Below are 20,056 nucleotides of genomic sequence, written 5' to 3' on the forward strand. Positions count from 1 at the left end.
TAAAGCTCCCATCTTATTCACCAGAGCTAAATCCAATAGAGCAAGTATGGAGCTGGATACGACAGCATTGTTTATCCAATAGAGTGTTTTCGGGCTATGACGAAATTGTCGATGAAGTTTCAAAGGCATGGAATCACTTTATTTCGATACCGGATCGAGTGAAGAAAATGTGCAATCGGGAATGGATTAAATTGATTTAATCTTTATACGGAATGGTATTACTTCACCTTGCGCTAATTCGTCTGTTATTAATGAGCTTTACCTCTTCATTGTGCATGACGAATTACCACGCTGTTGGGTTTCGCTTCGCTCTACCCAACCTACGCCAGATTTCCAAACTTTACTCTTGCAACTTTCCCCTCGCTAACTTTATTCTCGCAACTCACTCACAATGCTGTATTTCTCTCACATCGCCGCGGCCATCGCTTAGGTAGCATTGTTCTAGCAACGAGCAGTAGCAGATCTCTGTTTTGATATTAAAGCGTTGGTCATTTACTTTGTCCCATTGAGTTTCATTAAATCCCGTTTGCTTGAAACCAAAAAGTTTAAGTTTGCTGCCAGATGCCAGCAACCGGTTATCACTAGCACTCGTCATAATCCAGCCAAATGCTTCGAAAATATTTATATCGGGAGAATTATCTTGCAGAGTTTGTAGCTGTGTTTCATATGCTTGTGTATCAAAACAGCATGCAGAAATTACTTTATAGATATCTAAATATGATTGGTCGTTATAATGATACTTCACATACTTTACTATCGCAGGTCCTGAGCCTGAATTAGTGAGTACAAAGGTGATTTCAGATTGATTTTTTTCTTCATTAAAATTCCCCGTCATCACTTCGAGCCATGGCCAGGTTGCGGCTTTTACTTGTCGTTCTGCGGCGCTGGCTTGCAAGTAAGTGGCATAAAAGGAGGCTGCGGAGATAATAATGGCGCAGAGTGCGAGAAATAGGTTTAGCCGCTCGTTGGTAAACCATCCATTGCGCTGAGTGTTTTGCTGGGTGGTCTTTGTTTGCTCTTCAACGTTGGAGTCTTGCTCTGATTTAACGGTTGAACAGCTTGCGTCCTGTTGCTGATTATCCATAATTTTTAATTGTTGTTTTTATAGACTAATAAAGATACAACTTTAATTGGATAGATAAAAGAGACAGGGAGTAAAACTCCCTGATTTGGTATTAACTATTTGAGATAAATACGGTGAGCTTTTCACCCACTCTTAAGCTATCTCTTGAAAGGTTATTCCATTGTTTGAGTTTAGTGATACTGACTTTGTATTGCTTTGCTATCTTCCAAAGGCTATCGCCAGATTTCACCTTATATTCGATTTGCTGATCAGCCAATTGTGGCAATATCAGTTTTTGACCAATACGGATAGTGTTTGTTTTTAGGTTATTGAAGGTTTTCAGTTGGCTAACTGTTACTTTATAGTTTTTTGCAATCACACTTAAGCTATCACCGCGTTTAACAGTGTAATGTTGCCACTGGCTATAATCATTGCTCTTTTGATTAGCTAATAGAGTTTGATAACTTGCTTGCTGATCTTTGGGAACCACAATATGTGGCGCATCAATCACTGCTGGGTATCGGATAACACCATGGTTTAGCTCTTCAAGCTCTTGCCATTTCGCTTTGTCTGCCAAGATCACTGCACCAGTTACTGGTAAGGTCGCAATAGCCTGCTCATTCTTAATGGCAGGGAATATCATTTTTTGGTGCTTTAATAATTGTGCTGCGGCCAGTAACTTAGGCACGTATTGTTTGGTTTGCGATGGTAGTTTTAAGTTAAAGAAGTCCGTCGACTTACCTTGTTTTTTATTACGAGCAATTGCCTGTAATACACGCCCTTCACCAATATTGTAGGCAGCAATAGCATGATACCAATCGCCATCAAAGCGTTTATAAAGGTATTCCATAAAATCCAAAGCAGCGCGGGTGCTGTCGATCACATCTTGGCGACCATCATACCAAGGGGTAATTTTTACTTTAAAGTATTTGGCGATTGAGGGGGTGAGTTGCCATAAACCCGATGCATGTTTGTGCGAATAGGCACTGGCATCAAAATCGCTCTCTATAAGCGGCATTAGAGCGAGTTCTATTGGTAAGTCACGGTTTTCTACTTCTGTGACGATATGATACAAATACGGCGCTGCACGGCGGCTTATTTCTTCCATGTAATTAGGATGAGTAAGGTACCAAGCAATGCGCTTTTGCACATCTGGGTGACTTGAATCGCTAAACTGTAGTTGAATGCGAATACGCTGCCATACGTCATCAAGTTCACTTGGTTTGAGCGGTGTCACCGCGTCTACTTGTGCTGTTTTAGCTTCTGCAACCACAGTGCCTGGATTGGCTTTGATGATGGGCTTCTTTTCGGGAAGTGACTCAGGGGCAGTCTGACAGCCTGTTACAATAAAAGAAACAACAACAAGGCCTAAAAATCGATTTAAAAACACGTATTAAAATACTCCGTTAACTTAGGTGCGGGTAAACTAAAGCGCCTAAGCTTAACATAGGGTGAGCTAAAAATGACCATTAGATTAACAGCTCGCTAACTTACTCACCCAATTGAAATTAAAACGAAATACTAACTTGTAACCCAGCATAACCATGGTTTTGCGCTTCCCAATAGCGGCTGTCTATTTCTCGGGCTCTGGCATAAATCTCTATTCTGAATGGCTTTGAGTCCACGCCCATGCCCACACCAACATAGCCATCAATATTATTGTGGCCGTCATCATAGCGGTCTCTGTAGTCGTGGTCATCTCGGTCGTCGTATACAGCAAGCTCAATTAAATCTAACCCCACTTCGCCATAGACAAAAAAGTCACTGAAATAGCCAAATTTGATGCCGCTATCTAAGGTGAGAAATGTCTCCCGATCACCTTTTTTAGTAAATACTTCTGCTGAGCCCAGTGCCGTTGTAAATGCTGCGCCGAAATTACTGTAGTTATTTTTAGCCATAACTTCGATGCCGGCTGAGGTGATTGAATCAGTACTATTATGCTCTGACTTAACAAACAGGTTCATATTAGGGCTGTCATAAATACCAGCAAAGCTTGTAGCAGGAATGAAGGCAAGTGAAGAAAACAGTGCTAAGGCAAGGTATCGCATATTGGTTAGTCCATTAAACGTTAATGGGTTGATGATACCAAACAGCGCCTTAGCAAATTGTAAGTAAGTGTTCTAACTATGTAAGTTAGCCGAACACGCAGCGGAAGCAGGCTCCTTGCTGGCGTTTGATATATACCAGATCGCCGCCATGATTGAGCATGATCTGGCGTGATAAACTTAAGCCTATTCCTGAGCCTTGTTGCTTGGTGGTAAAAAATGGCACAAAAATCATCTCAATCACATGATCGCTGATACCTGTACCATTGTCACTGACCTCTAAATACAGTTGCTGATTAGCATTTTGTGCAATGCTTACCTCAATGCACTTTGCTGACTTTGAAGTATTTAACTGCTTAAGGACATCAAGGGCATTGGTAAGCAGGTTTATTATTACTTGTTCAACTTGGCCTCTATCTATCATTACTAACTGTTGGCTTTGCACCGATAAATTCAACGTAATATTAAGTTGCTTAGCTTGTTGTGAGTGCAGAGCGACAACTTGCTTGGCAAGATCTGCCAGAATATGTGGCTGTAAGTGTGGGGCGGGTAAGCTACTAACCTTTTTAAATTGCGCTATAAATTCCCCTAAATGCTCGGTTCGTGATGCGAGTGTTGTTAGGGCGAGTTGCAAGTCTTGTTTATCTTCCTGATCATCAAAACTAAGCTCAGTTGGCAGCAGCGCCGTACAAGTTTGTGCTAAAGAAGAGAGTGGCGTAATCGAATTAGCAATTTCATGGGTTAGTACTTTGGTAAGGCGCTTATAAGCTTGTTGCTCTTTTAATTGCAGCTGATCATGAATCGATTGCAAACTGATCACTTTACGAACTTTACCTTGGATTTCGGCAATACTGATCTGCACAGATAACGTATCGTGCTGCTCACCATTTTGCCATGGCACGGTATTACGGCTATTTTGTTTTGCGTCTTGAACGAGGTTTGCGATTACACCTAAATCATCGATGTGCTTTACAGCCTGCCCAAGCAAGCGACTGACCGCAGGGTTACTTTCAATAATATTGCCTTGTTCATCACATACTAATACTGCTAAATCGATATGAATTAATAGTGCTTGTAAGAACTGGGCTTGTTGCTCTGCATTAAAACGCGCAGCCTGAATTTGTTGTTTAACCTGCTCAAATTGCTGCTGCATAGGGTGTTGGTCGCCAAAGCCTAATGTGCTGTCTCCATTCGCTAAAGCGCGAAAAACCATATCTGCACGCCTTGTTTGGCGTTTAAATAAATTAAAAATTTGCGCGGCACATACTAAATTTAAAATAGCTAAAAGTGCCGAAATTGCAGAAAACCCGCTTTGCTCTACTTGCCAAAACAAAGTAATTGATAAACCTATTAGTGCAGCTAATAGGCTGGCTAAGATAATAAAGTTTCGCATCGATTAAAGTCCGTATTTTTCTAAACGACGATACATGGCTCCGCGTGTTAGGCCGAGCGCTTTTGCTGCATGACTCACGTTCCCTTGAAAATGCTTTAAAGCTGCACGAACGGTTCTTTGCTCGATGATTTCGAGATCAAAAGTGTCGTAGTCAGTGGCGTTTGAAGAGAGCTCACTTGTATTAACAGCAGCACTTGGTGAGCTTATCACTGAGCTTATATCGAGCTCTGAGCCTTCTGATAGGATGACAGCTCGCTCAATTGCATGGGCAAGTTCACGGACATTGCCAGGCCAATGATACTGGCTTAAACGTGTCATATCAGATGCAGCAATCGAGAGCTCACGTTTGTATTTATGTGCAAAGTGCTGCAAGTAGTAGTTACACAGTAATGGAATGTCTTCACTGCGCTCACGCAGAGCTGGCAAACGGATCTCTACGGTATTAACACGGTACAGTAAGTCTTGCCTAAACTTGCCTTCAGTAACTGCTTGTTCGAGGTTTTCATTGGTTGCACAGATCAAACGAATATCAATATCGATGACTTTTGAACCACCAACCGGTGTTATTTGCCTGTTTTGCAGTGCCGCAAGTAGCTTAACTTGTTGGTTAAGCGGTAAATTACCTAGCTCGTCTAAAAATAAACTACCACCATGGGCCAGCTCAAATCGACCAATACGATCTTCTTTGGCACCGGTAAACGCCCCTTTTTTATGGCCAAATAGTTCGCTTTCAAACAGGCTTTCGGCCAGTGAGCCCATGTCTAGGCTTATGAAGGGTTGGCTTTGGCGCTGGCTTGCATTGTGGATTGCATGTGCGGTGAGTTCTTTACCTGTGCCACTTTCGCCACTAATCAATATGTTGGCATCTGTGTTGGCTGCTTTGTCGATAACCGAAAAAACCTGCTGCATGGCATCACTTTGGCCTAAAAACTCAAATGGTTGATTGCCGATTGACTGCTGCAAGGCTTGTTTTTGCTTTGTGAGTTTACCAACTTGCTGTTTGTCTTTAGCGTGTGAAAATGCCGCTGCAACAGCACCGAGTAATTGCTCATTTTGCCAAGGCTTGGCAATAAAGTCAGAGGCACCGGCCTTAATTGCTTCGACCGCTAGCTGAATATCGCTGTAGGCCGTCATAAGCAGTACCGCAATGTTAGCGTCTTGGCTCATGATTTTTTTTAGCCAGTAGAATCCTTCTTTGCCACTAATTGAGTCTTGCGTGAAGTTCATATCGAGTAACACTACATCTATGGCCTGATCCGCCTCATGCTGTGCGTTAATGATAGCTTCGATATCAAAGGGGTTATCTGTGGTTTTTACAACCTGATAATGCTGCTTTAAAAGTAATCGTGCGGCGATAAGTACGTCGGGGTTATCATCGACGATAAGAATTGATCCTGCTTGTTTCATAGCTATTTATTATTATTCCTTTATGGGAACACTAAGACTAATTGAAAATAGTAACAGTGTCCATTTATGGACGATATATGGGTTTTGAAGTGTTCTATAAACGGACACTTGATTATATGCATGTTTATTGGTTTTTATATAAGTTATTGTAATTTAATAAAAATAAAAGTTGGCACAAGAGTTGTTTTATCTATAGGTAATTAGCACCTAGATAACTTAAAGGCGTCAACATGGATAAGAAAATTACACGCTCAAATAACAAAGCATTTTTTAAGAAATCAGTAATAGCAGCGGCATGCTTAGCTGTTGCGGCTGCAGCTTATGGTTTCACACAAACAGAGCAAACAGGTCGTAGTCAGCAAGTAACCGCGACAAGCTTAACGATTAGCACAGTACAACAAGGTGAATTTGTTGATGCTTTAAGTCTTCGTGGTCAGGTTATGCCTCGCACGACTATTTACCTCGATACCATTGCCGGAGGCCAAGTCGAAGAGCGACTTGTTGAGCAAGGTGAGTTTGTTAAAAAAGGCCAACCACTTGTGCGTTTAAGCAATACCAATTTGCAGCTTGATGTAATGAGCCGTGAAGCACAGGTGACTGAGCAGCTTAACTTTTTACGTAACACGCAAATGAATATGGAAACCAGCCGTTTAAACTTACGCCGTGATTTGCTTGAAATTGATCTTAAAATTACGCATTTATCGCGTCGCTTAAAACAAACTCAGCCGCTAGTGAAAACGGGTGTGTTAGCACAAGAGCAATTATCTGAAATTCAAGAAGACTTAGCGTATTACAAAGCGCGTAAAGAACTAACTCTTGAGCGTCAAAAGCAAGAAAACAGTATTCGTGAAGTTCAGGTAGCTCAGTTAAAAGACAGTGCCGACATGTTAGAGAAAAACCTACAGTTTGCACGTAAGAACCTTGAAAACCTACTCGTAACAGCACCTGCTGATGGTTATTTAAGTGAACTTGATGTGGAAATTGGTGAATCAAAAGGCCGTGGTGCTCGCCTAGGGCAGATTGATATTCCTAATGAATACAAGCTAGTTGTGAGACTAGATGAGTTTTACCTGAGCCAAGTTCAAACAGGTATGCAAGTGCTTATTGAGCATGAACAAGGCGAAATTGCGGCAACAGTTAGCAAAATTGATAGTCGTGTTCAGCAATCACAGTTTCAGGTTGAAGTCGATTTACCCAATGGTACGAGCAACATAAAACGCGGACAAAGCCTTGATGTGCAGCTGATGCTAGGTGATAGCAAAGGCACTGCCTTATTACTTGAACGCGGCGCATTTTTTACCAGCTCAGGAGGTAACTGGGTTTATGTCATGGAAAAAGATGGCAATCGTGCAGTACGAAAAGACATTCGTCTTGGCAAAAAGAATCAAAACTATTATGAAGTGTTAAGTGGCCTAAGCGCCGGAGATCGCGTGATCACCTCTAGCTACAGCAACTTTGATAAAGCACAACAACTACAATTTTAAGGATAAAAACAATGATTAAATTAACTAACTTATCACGCGTGTTCCGTACTCAAGATGTTGAAACAACAGCGCTTAACAACATTAACTTACATGTAAACGAAGGCGAGTTTCTTGCCATTATGGGGCCATCTGGCTGTGGTAAATCAACATTACTCTCTATTTTAGGTATGTTGGATTCGCCATCAGCAGGCAGTTTTGAGTTTTTAGGCGAAGACATCGCAGGGTTTGGTGAAAAACAATTAGCGGCACTTAGAAAAGCGTCGATTGGTTTTGTTTTCCAAAGCTTTAATTTAATTGATGAATTAACAGTATTTGAAAACGTTGAGCTGCCATTACAGTATCAAAATATCTCAAAAAGTGAACGTAAACAGCGAGTAGAAGAAATTTTAAAACGTGTTGCAATCGACCATAGAGCAGATCACTTACCGCAACAGCTATCGGGCGGTCAGCAGCAACGTGTAGCGGTAGCCCGAGCTCTTGTGATTAATCCAAAACTTATCTTAGCGGATGAGCCTACGGGTAACCTTGATTCAAAAAATGGTGATGAAGTCATGGCGATGCTGCGTGAGCTAAATCGCGAAGGTACCACGGTAATTGTGGTTACTCACTCAGAAAAAGAAGGCAATTATGCTGACCGTTTAGTGCGCTTACTTGATGGCCAAGTGATGGTTGATAAAGCTAACCGTGTTCAACAAACAGCAGAGGTGGCATAACATGATTTTAAGTTATTTGATCACCGCGCTGCGTGCGTTTAAAAACCAAAAGCAGCACTTTATTTTAAATGTTCTGGGTTTAAGTGTGGGCTTAGCTGCGGCAATTCTAGTTGCTTTATTTGCAAAAAATGAGCTTTCGTACGATAGCCAACAGCCTCATGCTGAGCGTGTTTATCGCGTTGGCCAGGACTTCTCAAAACTTGGTTTAGCTGTGGTGCCTATTTTTAATTATGTGCAGTCAAAGCAGGCTGAAGATTACAGCCAAGTTGAAGAAGTGTTCGGATTAACTATGGTCGAGTTGACTCGTGAAGCCATGGTTGATGTGAGTTACCGCAATCAAGGCTATAAGTTAAATGCCTTATATGGTGCTACAGCAAATATTGAAAACTTTATTGCTCTGAAAACGCTGGCGGGTGATTTAACAACAGCAATGAGTACACCAGACAGCCTAGCTTTAAGTGAATCAGAAGCACTGCGCATTTTTGGTCGCACCGATGTGATTGGCGAAACACTAACGCATGAACAAGGACAGTACACGGTGCGTGCCGTGTTTGCAGACTTAAAAGACAACACTCACTTTGCCTTTAAAAACCTTGTTTATGTTAAGCATGATCCAAGCAAAATAGACATCAACAGTAGTTATGTTTATATGCGTGTAGCAGAGGGCACCGATACCGATGCATTAGCTAAAACCTTAACAAAGCGCTTTTTTAGCAATTCGATGCTGGAGCAAGTTAGTTTAGAGCTACACCCATTACTTGATTTGCACCTAACTGCAAAATCACCGTTTGAGATGAAAGCAGGTGGTGCTAAACAAGTGGTGATGATCTGTGTTGGTTTAAGCGTGTTACTTATTCTTATTGCAGGTTTTAACTTTATTAATATGACCGTCGCTCAATCGACGAAACGTGCAAAAGAAGTGGGTGTGCGTAAAGCGCTTGGCGCAAGTAAAGGCCAGTTAGTAACGCAGTTTTTATCTGAATCTGTGTTGGTATCAATGCTTTCAATGGTGATTGCATGTGCTTTAGTGGAGCTACTTTTACCAAGCTTTAATCAACTAGTAGACCGCGAATTGGTCGTGAATTATGCCTCTGAATTTGGCATTGCAATTATTGTGGTCGCAATTGCTGTGGGCATATTAGCTGGGCTTTATCCTGCATTCTTTATTTCGTCATTCAGTGCAAAACGCGTTTTAAGTGGAGACTTACAACGAGGTAATACTGCAATATGGGTTCGTAAGAGCTTACTAACCTTACAGGCTTCGCTAGCAATAGGTTTAATTATTGCCTCTATTACTTTGTTAAAGCAATTAACTTACTTACAAAGCTTACCTTTAGGCTATGAAACAACACAAAGATTGGTTATTTCAGAGCTACCTGTAGGCGAAGTATTCACAAAAGAAAAAAATGCCTTAGTTAACCGTATTAGTGCAATTCAAGGCGTACAGCAAACAACAGTTATTGATACCCGTTTAACTGTTTCAATCAATAATACACTTATGCCAACGTGGCCAAATGGTGAAGCATCTGGCAGCTTAACGCCTGTTGTAGGTGCAAGCTACGATGTTGTAAAAACACTAGGATTAAAACTGGTTGCTGGTCGTGACTTTAGCCGTGAGTTTGCCGGTGACTGGGCAAGCCGCGAAAATGGAGTAACAAGTACGGGCACCATTGTGACTGAATCTGTCGCAAGGCAAGCGGGTTACACTAACATGAGTGACATTATTGGTAAGGTTATTAAAGACTCAGGTCGCGGCATAGATATGCGTGTTGTAGGTGTGGTTGAAGATGTAAAAGTAGGCAATGCTAAAGATGCCAACTCAAATATTATGTTCTTATGTGGCTTTAACTTTTTATCACCAGTATCAGAACTAATTTTAACGATTGATCAGCAAAACTTGCCTTATATTAAAGCCCAGATCGCTGAAGTATTAGCAAGCTCAGCCAATATCTTTGAGCCAAAAATCAACTTACTCGCAGACAACTACAAAACTCTGTTAAAAGGTGATGAGCGAATTTCGAATGTCGTTTTAATTTTTACCGGTCTTGCTGTGTTCTTAACTTGTTTAGGTACCTTTGGTTTGGCTTCGTTTGCAACAGTGCGTCGTCAAAAAGAAGTGGCCGTTCGAAAAGTGCTAGGTGCATCACGCATCAGTATCGTAAATATCATTGCTAAAGAGTTCTTAGTGCTGGTGGCGGTAAGTATTGCTATTGCGTATCCAGTGACTTACTTGTTAGTTGGTGATTGGTTAGCAAACTTTAATGACCGTATTGAACAAGCTGTATGGGTGTATTTAGTTGCCGCCGCCGCGGTGGCAGCGATTACCTGGGTTACCGTTGCAAGTTTAGCCTTTAAGGCCGCAAGCACCAGACCATCACTTATCTTGCGATATGAATAACAGTTAACTAACTCCTAATTATAAGCCCTGCAATACAGCTGGGCTTTTTTAGTTTTAAATGCTTATTGAGGATGGCTGTCACCTACGTAGGGCTATTTTTTGTCGCCATAAATGACGACCTACGGTAGGACGTGCTTTAGCGCGTTAGTATGTATTCTTTGCTACTATAAATGACAACCTACGTAGGGCGTGCTTTAGCGCGTTAGCATGTATTTTTTGTCGCCATAAATGGCAACCTACGGTAGGACGTGCTTTAGCGCGTTAGCATGTATTCTTTGTCGCCATAAATGACGACCTACGGTAGGACGTGCTTTAGCGCGTTAATCTACTATATTTAATGTTCTACAATTTTATGAAAAAGGATTTTTCATGAGCTGGAGTCATTTAAAGAAAGGACGAGTTTCAATTCAATCAGGTGAATATTTCATAACATTCAACTGCCATAACCGAAAAGCATTGTTCACTGATCATAACTTAGCAAAAGTATTTTGTAGGTGTATTGAAATAAATGAACTATTGCATCAATGCTGCTGGTTAACTTGGGTGCTTATGCCCGATCATTTTCATGGTTTATTAAGGCTTAGCGATAGTAGCTTGGGTAAAACAGTTGGTCATCTAAAAGGTATTTCTGCTAGAGAGATAAACAAGATACGTAGTTTTTCTCAAACGGTGTGGCAACCTGCTTACTATGACCATGCACTACGTGAAGAAGAAAGTAGAATAGCTGTAGCCAGATATATCGCAGCAAACCCTTTGCGAAAAAAGCTTGTAGATAATTTAGGTAGTTATCCATATTGGAATTCTGTTTTCTTGTGATTGGTTGTCGCCATAAATGACGACCTACGGTAGGATGTGCTTTAGCGCGTTAATATGTATTCTTTGTCGCCAAAAATGACGACCTACGTAGGACGTGCTTTAGCGCGTTGGTATGTATTCTTTGTCGCTATAAATGACGACCTACGTAGGACGTGCTTTAGCGCGTAAATATGTATTCTGTGTCGCCATAAATGACGACTTACGTAGGACGTGCTTTAGCGCGTAAATATGTATTTTGTGTCGCCATAAATGACGACCTACGTAGGACGTGCTTTAGCGCGTTGGTATGAGAGTTAAAGGTCTTTAACCTTCACCGCGGGGTTACCTGCTACTAGGGTATTTGCCGCGACATCTTTGGTAACTATTGCCCCTGCGCCAATCACGGCATTATCAGCAACTTTAATACCCGCAAGTATAATAGCGCCTGCACCAATCCATACATTGTTTCCAATGCTAATGGGCGCTGCAAAATTAGCTTTTGCTAAACGCTCGGTTGGGTTTACAGCATGCGATACCGCGAGTATTTGCACATTAGGGCCTATTAAGCAGTCATCGCCTATCGTAATTTGCGCATCAGATAGCGGTGCATCGAGCATAGTACAGTTAATATTTATGAAGGTTCGATCACCTATTTTAATACCACTGCCATAATCACAATGAAAACCCGCTTCTATAACAACCTGCTCGCCACAGTGAGCAAACATGCCTCTTAGACGTTTTAAATTGCCTTTACTTGGGCTTTTGGCAAATAAACGGCAAACTTCATGGGCATTTTTTCGTTGTTCGAGTAAGGACTTATCGAGGCTATTAAACTCTTTCATGGGGCATGCTCATGGTTATATTTGCCAATAGCTTAGCGTGTTGGTCATGAAGATCAAAATTAAAGCTGTGTAGGTTAACGAGTATTCACTTGCCATTTATATTGTTTCGTTTAAAATCTCACAACTTTCGAAACGAAACTTATGTAATTCACTTTATGACAAAACGAAACACTCAACAACGTCGCCATACTATCTTAAGCCAAGTGAATGAACTTGGTGAAGTTGCTGTTGAAGCGTTAGCAGAGCAGTTTCAAACTTCTGAAGTGACGATACGTAAAGATCTGACAGCCCTTGAAAAAAGTGGCTTGTTGCTACGCCGTTATGGTGGTGCTATTGCCTTGCCGCAAGAAATCGTTGCAAATAGCAACGAGAAAAGCGACTCGCTTCGCAAAATGGCAATCGCACAGGCGGCTGCAAAGCTTATTAAAGATCATAACCGCATCATCATTGATAGCGGTCGCACTACAGCGGCGATGATCCCTGAGCTTGCTAGTAAGCGCGGTTTAGTGGTGATGACAAATGCTATTAATGTCGCTAACCGGCTGCTTTCATTAGAAAATGAGCCAACACTTTTGATGACCGGCGGAACTTGGGATCCACATTCAGAATCGTTTCAGGGCCAAGTTGCGGAGAATGTTCTACGCTCTTACGACTTTGACCAACTGTTTATTGGTGCCGATGGCATTGATATTGATAGAGGTACTACAACCTTCAATGAATTAGTGGGGCTTAGCCAAGTGATGGCTGAAGCTGCCCGTGAGGTCGTGGTGCTGGTTGAGTCAGAAAAAATTGGCCGAAAAATACCGAATTTAGAACTGCCTTGGCAGCGTGTTACCACAGTTATCACAGACAACAACCTAAGCGCAGATAAGCGCGAGGCGATAACAGCATGTGGTGTACAGCTGATCTGTGCAGAAATTGAATAACCCGTAATAAGACCGACAACACCTTATTACGCATCATTTATGACAACACATACCGCCCAAAGTAGAACGCTTTGGCATGTGCAAAAGGAGAAATTATGTGTGGAATCGTTGGGGCTATTGCAGAACGCCCAGTAAATAAAATTCTTGTTGAAGGCCTTAAACGCCTTGAATACCGTGGCTATGACTCAGCTGGTGTGGCTTTACTTAAAGGTACTGAGCTTAACACTGTAAAAGCAGTGGGTAAGGTTGCTAACCTTGAAGCGGCACTTAACGATGCAGCAGTTAATGGTACTACTGGTATCGCGCATACGCGCTGGGCAACTCATGGTGGCGTAACTGAAGCGAATGCTCACCCACATGTTTCGAATAGCGAAATTGCCCTTGTTCATAACGGTATTATCGAAAATCATGCCAGCCTACGTGATGCGCTTAAAGGCGACGGTTATGAGTTTTTATCAGAAACAGACACTGAAGTTATGGTGCACCTTATTCACCAACTTCGCCAACAACACGATACGCTTTTAGCTGCAGTACAGGCTGCTGTGAAGCAGTTTGAAGGTGCATTTGGTACGGTTGTTTTTGATAAAGCGAACGACAACGAAATCATCGTAGCGCGCTCAGGTAGCCCACTGGTGATTGGTTTAGGTCTTGGCGAAAACTTTATTGCCTCTGACCAACTTGCTCTATTACCTGTTACACGTACGTTTATTTACCTTGAAGAAGGTGATGTTGCTCGTATTACCCGTGACAGTGTAGAAATCTTTGATGCAAATGGTGATGCAGTTGAACGCGAAGTGATTGAATCAAACATTACGCAAGATGCATCAGGTAAAGGCGAATATCGTCACTACATGCTGAAAGAAATTTACGAGCAGCCGCTTGCTGTACGTAACACCCTTGATGGCCGTTTAGTTAATGACACTGTAGCGATTGATGCCTTTGGCGACAGCGCTCAGCAAATCTTTAAAGACGTAAAACACGTGCAAATTATTGCCTGTGGTACTTCATACCACTCAGGTATGGTTGCTCGTTACTGGCTTGAACAATTTGCTGGCGTGAGCTGTAATGTTGAGATTGCTTCTGAGTTCCGTTACCGCGAATCATTTGTACATGAAAACAGCTTACTTGTGACCATTTCACAGTCTGGTGAAACAGCTGATACGCTTGCTGCACTTCGTCTTGCAAAACAGCAAGGTTACATGGCATCAATGACTATTTGTAACGTACCGGGTTCATCGTTAGTACGTGAATCTGATTTAGCCTTTATGACTAAAGCCGGTGCTGAAATTGGTGTTGCATCAACTAAAGCCTTCACCACACAACTTGTTGGCTTGTTAATGCTAACAGCATCTATTGCGCAAGAAAAAGGCTTAGAGCAAGGTGCGATTGTAAATGCAATTAAAACACTTCCTAACAAGTTAGAAGAAGCATTATTGCTTGCAGAAGGGATTGAAGATTTAGCTGAAGAGTTTGCTGATAAGCACCACTCATTGTTCTTAGGTCGTGGTTCACAATACCCAATCGCGATGGAAGGTGCGCTTAAGCTGAAAGAAATTTCATACATTCATGCCGAAGCATATGCAGCGGGTGAGCTTAAGCATGGCCCTCTTGCGTTGATTGATGCCGACATGCCAATCATTGTTGTGGCACCAAACAATGAGCTACTTGAAAAGCTTAAATCAAACGTAGAAGAAGTACGTGCCCGTGGCGGTATTATCTATGTATTCGCAGACAAAGACTCAGCGTTTGAATCTGACGAAACAATGCGTGTAATCAACGTAAATCATGTAGATGACGTGATTGCTCCAGTTGTATATACAATACCGTTACAGCTGCTTTCATACTATGTTGCGGTTATTAAAGGCACCGACGTAGACCAACCTCGAAACCTAGCAAAATCGGTAACGGTTGAGTAAGTTAAGAGTTTTATTTTTATTAAGGCGCAATATGCGCCTTTTTTTGTACCTGCAATTCTGTTAGCTTAAAAAATTACCAATATTTCTTAAGGATAAGTCGTGCGACTATTTAAGTTACTCTGTATTAGTGGTTTTTTACTCTGTACTAGTCATGTAATGGCTCAACCCGCTGCAGATGATGCGGTTACAAATTACAGCCAACATATACATACTATCGAATCAAGTAATCTTAGTGAGCAACGCACTGTCGTTGTGCAATTGCCAAAAAGCTATCAAACACATCCAAACAAAAGGTATTCCGTTATTTACCGTTTAGATGGGGCCGGTAATTTACCATTGATTAATGCTGTGCTAGAGCGCTTACAAGAAAATGATCAAGCGCCAGAGGTGATTGTAGTTGCGATTGAAAGCACTAATCGACTTAGAGATTTTTATCCGACAGTGAACAAAGAACCACAAGGGCCTGTTGGCGAAGGCGGTGGTGCAGCAAAGTTTTTAGCTTTCGTAGAGCAAGAACTGATGCCTTTGGTTAATAAACAGTATCGTACTCATGATTATAGAGTTATTGCCGGAGCCTCAGCTGCGGGTGTATTTGCTCTTTACGCTATGCAGGCTAACCCTGAGTTATTTCAAGCGCACATTGCTTATAGCCCTGCGGTATGGTGGAACTATGGCGCTCCGGCTAAGAGTCAAAATACTTTTGTTACTAAAGCCAAAAGTATTAACAGCTATGTATATATGAATATCGGCGAAGAAGCCGGCATTATGCGCGAAAGATACGATGATATGCAGCAAACAATGCAAAATAGTAAGGTGCAAAATCTGCGCTTTAAGAGCGATGCCTTTGCAGGCGTTTCGCATAACCTAACCTCAGCCGCTGGGGCATTTAATGCGTACCATGGCTTATTTTTATCTAAACATATGCCTTTGAGTGCATTGGGCGATGATGTTTCATCAATTGATGCCTATTATCAACGTTTATCTCAGCAATGGGGCGAGCAAATAGCGCCACCAGACCGCGCTGTTAGGATGCTGGGTTACAGCTTAACGGATAACCAGCAATTTGAGCGGGCTATTGAGGTGTTTAAGTACAATATCAAAAACTACCCTAAATCAGCGTATGCACTGTCAGCTTTGTCATATGGCTATGAAATGCAAGGTAATGTTCGCCAAGCATTAGTTCAAATTGAGGCTGCAATCGCTGTTGCAGATGACTCGTATCCCTACCCAGATTACTTAAAAGAGACAAAAACGAGGTTACAAGGGCAGCTATAATTAAGCTGCCTTAAACAAATCAATGGTCTTGGTGATAATAGCTTAGGGTTTGTAGGGCAAGCGCAAATACATCTGCGCTGTTATCACCATTAACGTTTTTAACCACAGTCACCGCGACAGTAATGCCCGGCACAGTTTTCGCACTCACCGCAGATTGAAAGGCGGCATCAATCGCTTTTGGTAGTTCAGCTGCGCTGCTAACATGAGCTGTATCCTTTTTGAGTAACCTTGCAGTCACTCTTGTTATTATTTTTAAGGTATTTTTGATTGCTCAAATTTTCTCTAGATGACAACCCATAGGCGCTTAATTGCACACTTTTCACGTTGTGTTAGTTTGGATAAATATTAAACTGCACCAAAAATTTAGAACAAGTAATGTGTATTAGTTTGTATATACAAGTTTGAATATTAGATATTTAGTAAAAATAAACCCCGCATTGCTGCGGGGTTTTTTGCTTTTTAACAACCAGTTAAGAATTAAAAGTCAGTCGGTGCTGGTGGCACGGTGAGTGGCTTTTTCGGGTTGGATTTTAGCTCTTTTAATAGCTCTTCTACGGCACGTTCAATCGATGGATCTTTACCTTGGTAGATTAACTCTGGGCGATCAACCACCTTGATATCTGGGGTGACACCTTCGTTTTCGATGATCCAGTTGCCATCGTTATCTAAAATGCGGAATGTTGCCGCGATAACTTGGCCGCCATCTACTAGGCTTGGGTTACCTGAAATACCAATTAATCCACCCCAAGTACGGGTACCAATGAGCTTACCTAACCCAGCTTGACGGAAGTAGTAAGGAATAGCATCACCGCCAGAACTTGAGTAACCATTGATCAGCATGGCTTTTGGACCATCATGAGCAAATTGTGGTGTTTTCGTAGGCTCAACACCGCGGCGCTTCCAGTAGTTAAGCGGTTTACGAGCAAGCCAAGTGATCATGTGCTCAGGAATAAAGCCACCGCCATTGTATCGGTCATCAATAATCATGGCGTCTTTGGTAGTTTGCGGCATGTAGTTTTTGAACATGGCGCGGTTACCTTCGTAGGCTGTATTTGGTAAGTGAACATAACCAATTCGGCCATTTGATAGCTTATCAACGTAAGCTGCACGAGAGTTAACCCAGTCTAAATAACGCAAACCTTGCTCGCTGGCGACAGGCTTAACGGTTACTTGCCATGCACCTTTGCTGCGCGGTTTACTGTTAAGGACTAGCTCAACTTGCTCACCTTGAGTGTTCTCTAGTAATTCGTAGAAGTTAGCGACGTCTTTTACTGAGCGGCCATTTACGGCAATGATGTAGTCGCCGTTATGTGCTTTTACCCCTGTTGTGCCAAGTGGTGAGCGGAAGTCTTCATGCCAGTTTTCACCTTGGAAGATTTGCTCAATTTTTACGTATCCAGATGGATCGCTGGCAAGTTTTGCACCCAATAAGCCGTGCTTTTTACGCTCTGCTTTTGGCATATCACCCGACTGCACATAAATGTGGCCTGAGTTAATTTCACCTGCGATTTCACTGAGAATGTAATCTAGGTCACTACGGTGTGAGATAGCATCAGCCATAGGTTGATACTTGGCTAAAATAGCATCCCAATCTTGGCCGTGATGGTTTTCGTCGTAGAACCAATCACGTAATGTACGCCAGCCTTCAACATACATTTGCTGCCATTCAATTTGTGGCTCAATTTTTAAGGTCATGTTACTAAGATCAAGCTTATTCGCTGCTAGGTCTTGTTTTGCTTTAGGCTCAATTAAGCTGTAATCGTTACCCGCATGCACTAACAGGTGCTCACCGTTGCTCGAAATAGTATAACTACGAACCCCTTTCGCCACGGTTTCAAGCTCGCTGTCGTGAGCTGTGCCTATCAATTGTAGGCCACCATTAGCCAGTGTTAGCACGCCACCTTTTACTGCCGTTAAACCACGATAATCTCCAGCTGGCGCATTTAAAGCGGTTACACGCTGCATAAAGTCACTGCTTTGCAGGGTATTTTTAGCTTTCTTGTCGTCATCTTTTTGTTTATCGCTGACGATCGCTGTTTCATCACTTTGTAGTGCGATAAGTGGTTTGATGCTGTCATTTACGGCTGCGGCATAAATACGCGTTGCACGATTAAACATGTAGTCAAACTCGTAGCTGCTAAAGGCTAAGTTAAAGTCGCGCTCAGAACTAAAATAAAGGTATTGACCATCAGGAGAGAAAGTTGGGTTTTGCTCATTGGTCATTTCATCCGTTAAGCGAGTCACTTTCTTTTTATCAACATTGTAGTGCCACAGTGAGGCATAGCGGTTTTCATTGTTTTTCACATACACAATGTCTTCGCTATTTGGCGACCAAGCATATTGGCGAATGCCTTCTTCATCGTAGATGCTGGTATCAATTTTGTGTTGTTTTCCTGACTTTGCATCTATCCACCACAGAGTATGGTTTTTATCTGCAAATAACAGTTTTGAGCTATCTGGTGACCAAATAGGTGTAAAACGCCAAATAGTGCCGTTGCTGGTTAGCTGCTTGGTGGCATTATTTTTACTGCGGTCTTTTAAGTAAATTTCGTATTCGCCACTTTCATCGCTCATATAAGCAATATAACGGCCATTTGGCGACCAACTTGCGTCAATTTCGCGGCCTTTTGCTGTGTAAGATAAGTTACGTGTTGGGCCTTGTTTAACCGGTACGCTAAATAGCTCACCGCGGGCAGTAAAGAGTGCACGCTTACCATCATGAGAAATCGACATTGAGTCGATAAAGTCACTCACATTTTTTGTGTACGGCATTGCGTATTGACGCACACCAGCAATGTTAATGCTCAGCTTGCTGCTTTTTTGAGTTTTTGGATCAAAGCGGTAAAGGTAACCACCGTTTTCATAAACAACGGCATTTGGGCCAGCTGATGGCCACAGTACGTCAAAGTCTTTATGGTTGGTCAGCTTCTTAGGCTCAGCGCCTTTTTGGTATTGATACAAGTTAAGGGTGTAATCACGGTCAGATACAAAGTAAATGTTGTCGCCAACCCAAGTTGGTTGCTGATCGGTAGCGCGGTTACTGGTTAGCTGCTCTGAGGTATTGTTTTTTAGATCGTAAACCCAGACATCTTGTGCACGACCGCCACGGGTGCGCTTCCAAGTACGAAATTCACGGTCAATTGGCGTGTAAACATATTTACTACCATCTGGCGAAAGCATGCCGCCACCGGTTTCTGGAATAGCCAGAGGTTGCTCAAGGCCACCGTCAGCAGGCACCATGTATGGACGACCCATACGTTTACCCCACGGTGTACGGTTAGCACGAAATACCACATTTTTGCCATCAGGTGTCCAATCGAGAACACGATAATCAAAACCGCCGCGTGGTGGCATTGGGCCAACATCGTTGTAGTAGGTCAGTTGTTTTAAGCCAGAACCATCGCTGTTAATGACATAAATTTGGCGGCTGCCATTGTACTCGGCTGCAAAGGCAATGCGTTTACCATCAGGTGAAAACTTAGGGAAGGTTTCAAAGCCAATATGGTCGGTTAAGCGTTTGCTTTCGCCTGTTTGTGTATTAGCAATGTAAATATCACCACCGTACACAAAGGTAACGCTTTGGTTATGAATATCTGGAAAGCGCAGTAAGCGCGTGTCTTTAGTTTCGTAAGCTGATGCCCAAGGTGCCAGTGTCGCAGCCATGGCCAGTGCCAACGTTGTTAGTTTTTTCATGGGATTACATCCTATTTTGGGAACTGTTACATCATAACTATTCAGTTTTAAATAGCGATGCTGATGCGATGAAAGTCTGTTACAAAATATGAATAAAAAAAGGTTG

Annotated in this window: 16 protein-coding genes; 8 read left to right on the plus strand and 8 right to left on the minus strand. The window is 42.3% G+C overall.

The genetic code is table 11. The annotated features are described in order from the left end of the window. The coding region (locus L1266_RS13565; RefSeq protein ID WP_235377705.1) for a transposase at nucleotides 1-200 on the plus strand (200 nt) is incomplete at its 5' end. Nucleotides 201-382: 182 nt separating this feature from the next. Here the strand turns inward: L1266_RS13565 and L1266_RS13570 are convergent. The 5 genes from L1266_RS13570 to L1266_RS13590 form a co-directional block, all read right to left on the minus strand. After that, nucleotides 383-1,084 carry a hypothetical protein gene (locus L1266_RS13570; protein ID WP_235377706.1) on the minus strand — a complete coding sequence of 234 codons (702 nt, stop codon included), beginning with the start codon at nucleotides 1,082-1,084 and terminating at the stop codon, nucleotides 383-385. A 91-nt stretch (nucleotides 1,085-1,175) separates the two neighbouring features. Next, entirely contained in the window at nucleotides 1,176-2,453 is a 1,278-nt protein-coding gene (locus L1266_RS13575; RefSeq protein WP_054552242.1) for a LysM peptidoglycan-binding domain-containing protein, read from the minus strand. 118 nt (nucleotides 2,454-2,571) lie between these two features. Next, nucleotides 2,572-3,111 carry a hypothetical protein gene (locus L1266_RS13580; RefSeq protein WP_235377707.1) on the minus strand — a complete coding sequence of 180 codons (540 nt, stop codon included), beginning with the start codon at nucleotides 3,109-3,111 and terminating at the stop codon, nucleotides 2,572-2,574. Nucleotides 3,112-3,196: 85 nt separating this feature from the next. Continuing rightward, complete coding sequence (locus tag L1266_RS13585; protein ID WP_235377708.1) at nucleotides 3,197-4,501, minus strand: sensor histidine kinase; 1,305 nt, start codon at nucleotides 4,499-4,501, stop codon at nucleotides 3,197-3,199. Nucleotides 4,502-4,504: 3 nt separating this feature from the next. Then, nucleotides 4,505-5,908, minus strand: a complete 1,404-nt coding sequence (locus tag L1266_RS13590) for a sigma-54-dependent transcriptional regulator (protein WP_235377709.1) — start codon at nucleotides 5,906-5,908, stop codon at nucleotides 4,505-4,507. A 230-nt stretch (nucleotides 5,909-6,138) separates the two neighbouring features. Between L1266_RS13590 and L1266_RS13595 the strand changes: the two genes are divergently transcribed. From L1266_RS13595 to L1266_RS13610, 4 genes are all read left to right on the plus strand, one after another. After that, complete coding sequence (locus L1266_RS13595; protein WP_054552245.1) at nucleotides 6,139-7,392, plus strand: efflux RND transporter periplasmic adaptor subunit; 1,254 nt, start codon at nucleotides 6,139-6,141, stop codon at nucleotides 7,390-7,392. A gap of 11 nt (nucleotides 7,393-7,403) precedes the next feature. Beyond that, a complete protein-coding gene (locus tag L1266_RS13600; protein WP_054552246.1) occupies nucleotides 7,404-8,105 on the plus strand; it encodes an ABC transporter ATP-binding protein in 702 nt (233 codons plus the stop codon). Between the two features lies 1 nt (nucleotide 8,106). Then, complete coding sequence (locus tag L1266_RS13605; RefSeq protein WP_235377710.1) at nucleotides 8,107-10,503, plus strand: ABC transporter permease; 2,397 nt, start codon at nucleotides 8,107-8,109, stop codon at nucleotides 10,501-10,503. 369 nt (nucleotides 10,504-10,872) lie between these two features. Further along, a complete protein-coding gene (locus L1266_RS13610) occupies nucleotides 10,873-11,319 on the plus strand; it encodes an REP-associated tyrosine transposase (RefSeq protein WP_194442506.1) in 447 nt (148 codons plus the stop codon). 293 nt (nucleotides 11,320-11,612) lie between these two features. On the opposite strand, the gene L1266_RS13615 is transcribed toward L1266_RS13610, so the two are convergent. Continuing rightward, the gene (locus L1266_RS13615) at nucleotides 11,613-12,140 is read right to left on the minus strand and encodes a sugar O-acetyltransferase (RefSeq protein WP_235377711.1); all 528 of its coding nucleotides are present in this window, start codon (nucleotides 12,138-12,140) and stop codon (nucleotides 11,613-11,615) included. A 155-nt stretch (nucleotides 12,141-12,295) separates the two neighbouring features. Between L1266_RS13615 and L1266_RS13620 the strand changes: the two genes are divergently transcribed. The 3 genes from L1266_RS13620 to L1266_RS13630 all read left to right on the plus strand — a co-directional run bounded on the left by L1266_RS13620 (nucleotide 12,296) and on the right by L1266_RS13630 (nucleotide 16,257). Continuing rightward, nucleotides 12,296-13,066 carry a DeoR/GlpR family DNA-binding transcription regulator gene (locus tag L1266_RS13620; protein ID WP_188729327.1) on the plus strand — a complete coding sequence of 257 codons (771 nt, stop codon included), beginning with the start codon at nucleotides 12,296-12,298 and terminating at the stop codon, nucleotides 13,064-13,066. Between the two features lie 95 nt (nucleotides 13,067-13,161). Then, the gene (glmS, locus tag L1266_RS13625; protein ID WP_235377712.1) at nucleotides 13,162-14,982 is read left to right on the plus strand and encodes a glutamine--fructose-6-phosphate transaminase (isomerizing); all 1,821 of its coding nucleotides are present in this window, start codon (nucleotides 13,162-13,164) and stop codon (nucleotides 14,980-14,982) included. A gap of 99 nt (nucleotides 14,983-15,081) precedes the next feature. Beyond that, the gene (locus L1266_RS13630) at nucleotides 15,082-16,257 is read left to right on the plus strand and encodes an alpha/beta hydrolase-fold protein (protein ID WP_442960604.1); all 1,176 of its coding nucleotides are present in this window, start codon (nucleotides 15,082-15,084) and stop codon (nucleotides 16,255-16,257) included. Nucleotides 16,258-16,276: 19 nt separating this feature from the next. Here the strand turns inward: L1266_RS13630 and L1266_RS13635 are convergent, their stop codons facing one another. Continuing rightward, the gene (locus tag L1266_RS13635; protein WP_138619583.1) at nucleotides 16,277-16,495 is read right to left on the minus strand and encodes a hypothetical protein; all 219 of its coding nucleotides are present in this window, start codon (nucleotides 16,493-16,495) and stop codon (nucleotides 16,277-16,279) included. Nucleotides 16,496-16,734: 239 nt separating this feature from the next. After that, nucleotides 16,735-19,950 (minus strand): S41 family peptidase, encoded by a 3,216-nt coding sequence (locus tag L1266_RS13640; RefSeq protein ID WP_235377713.1) that lies wholly within the window; start codon nucleotides 19,948-19,950, stop codon nucleotides 16,735-16,737. Nucleotides 19,951-20,056 lie beyond the last annotated feature (106 nt).

It is taken from the genome of Pseudoalteromonas sp. Cn5-37, assembly GCF_021532495.1.
GTDB lineage: Bacteria > Pseudomonadota > Gammaproteobacteria > Enterobacterales > Alteromonadaceae > Pseudoalteromonas > Pseudoalteromonas simplex.